Here is a 1,555-nt window from a genome sequence, read left to right on the forward strand (position 1 = left end):
GTCGCGGCCCGTTGCACCCGGTCTTCGGGCCGGGTGAGGATTGAAACCTGCCGTTGCTCCGAGCAGTGCAAGCGGTTTGCCGTTGCACCCGGTCTTCGGGCCGGGTGAGGATTGAAACAGGGGTGGAAGTTTGAGGTGCTCGTATGATAGCAAGTTGCACCCGGTCTTCGGGCCGGGTGAGGATTGAAACTGGTGCAAAACCGCTGAAGGATAGGCAAACGGGGATTGGGAAGTGTGCGCCCTAGCCCCGCCAGCTCGGAGATAGCAGCAACTGAGCGCGAGAGCGCCAGTGTGGGAGCATAGACCAGGTCAGGCTACAGGAAGGCAGGCACAAAAGCCGCGTAGCCCTGCGGCGTCTGGACAACCCGCCCTGCATGTGTATTGGTATAGTCTGCTGGGTTCATCTTTTAAAGAAAGATACCATAAATTTAGAAAGATGAGCAGGCTTTGCAAAAAACTTGGAAAGTGATGCCGGGATCATCCTCTACTCTGCTGGAACGGGTTCCAGACAGCCTTCTCGAACCAGCCGGGCAGGGAATCCGTTTTCAACTCCAGAGTAACGCCATCGGTGATCTCCGCGATCCAGATACGCTCATGGCGGGAGTTATCAAAGATGTAGGCACGGTTCGAGTAGCGGATCGCCTCGGAGAGCAGCTCTAGGGAGCGGTGGTAGCGGCTGACGATCTTATCTTCCGGGACGGGATGGCCGCCCATCTTCACCCGGTGGCGCACGCGGGAGATATTGATGAGTGGATCTTCTGTGGCGACATAGTAAAGATACGTGCGGTAGCCACGCCGCTGCGCCTTGCGGAGAAGCTCCACTTTGTCAGGCGAGGACATGACTGTCTCAAAGGTAAACGACGTTCCCCGCTCGATAAGCTTCTGCCGGATAAAGTCGGCGGCTACCGATGCGAAATAAGCGTTCACACTCACCTCCCAGAACGAAAGCAAGTTATCGTTGAATCGGAGTGCGTGTGCCTCATCGAGGAGATCTGCCTTGGCAAGGAGCATGGACTCGCGAAAGAAGGGGAGTATCTCTTCCTCCGTGCTCTCGATCCCATAGTTTTTCAGGTTCAGGAAGTCTCGGCGGGCGATCTCTTTCTCAATCTCATCAGGATTGATGTAGATCCCCAGCAGCTCGGGCCGAATGACCGACTTGATGGTGCTCTTTCCGGAGCCATTGGGCCCGGCGAACATGCGCAGGCGAGGCGGCTCCAGATTCATCGGCGCTGGAGCTGCTGGCCCACTGCCACCCGTGTTGGATGGGGCAGGCTCTTGATCGTCTTGCAGGTTCCATCCGGGAAAACCTCGACCAGGGCCCCCTCACGCGCCTCGATGACGCTACTGCCTGAGGTAAGAGCCGCCCAGTAGGCTTGCTTAATCGCCGCATCCGCAAGCTCAGGGATATGGGCTTCCAGATAGTTGAGACTCTCTTCCGAAATCTTCATGGTGCCCCTATTATACCTCTTGCAAAAGTCATGGCGGCGGCGGATCTTTCTCAATTTTATGAGTCACGTACTCATAGTTGTAGATGGCACAGATCAGATTGAAGCGC

At 56.3% G+C, this 1,555-nt stretch carries 2 protein-coding genes; both read right to left on the reverse strand.

Translation table 11 applies throughout. The features are described from left to right. Nucleotides 1-477 precede the first annotated feature (477 nt). Nucleotides 478-1,224: a zeta toxin family protein gene (locus ACH2EH_RS12865; RefSeq protein WP_395142258.1), complete on the reverse strand. Its 747-nt coding sequence runs from the start codon at nucleotides 1,222-1,224 to the stop codon at nucleotides 478-480. Continuing rightward, the gene (locus ACH2EH_RS12870) at nucleotides 1,221-1,448 is read right to left on the reverse strand and encodes a hypothetical protein (protein ID WP_395142260.1); all 228 of its coding nucleotides are present in this window, start codon (nucleotides 1,446-1,448) and stop codon (nucleotides 1,221-1,223) included. Before ACH2EH_RS12870 ends, ACH2EH_RS12865 begins: the two co-directional genes overlap by 4 nt. Between the last annotated feature and the right edge of the window lie 107 nt (nucleotides 1,449-1,555).

Origin of the sequence: Armatimonas sp. (genome assembly GCF_043760365.1) — a bacterium.
Lineage (GTDB): Bacteria > Armatimonadota > Armatimonadia > Armatimonadales > Armatimonadaceae > Armatimonas.

Coding starts and splice junctions, on each gene's coding strand:
- ACH2EH_RS12865 (WP_395142258.1), bottom strand. CDS start 1,224: ATGAATCTGGAGCCGCCTCGCCTGCGCATGTTCGCCGGGCCCAATGGC.
- ACH2EH_RS12870 (WP_395142260.1), bottom strand. CDS start 1,448: ATGAAGATTTCGGAAGAGAGTCTCAACTATCTGGAAGCCCATATCCCT.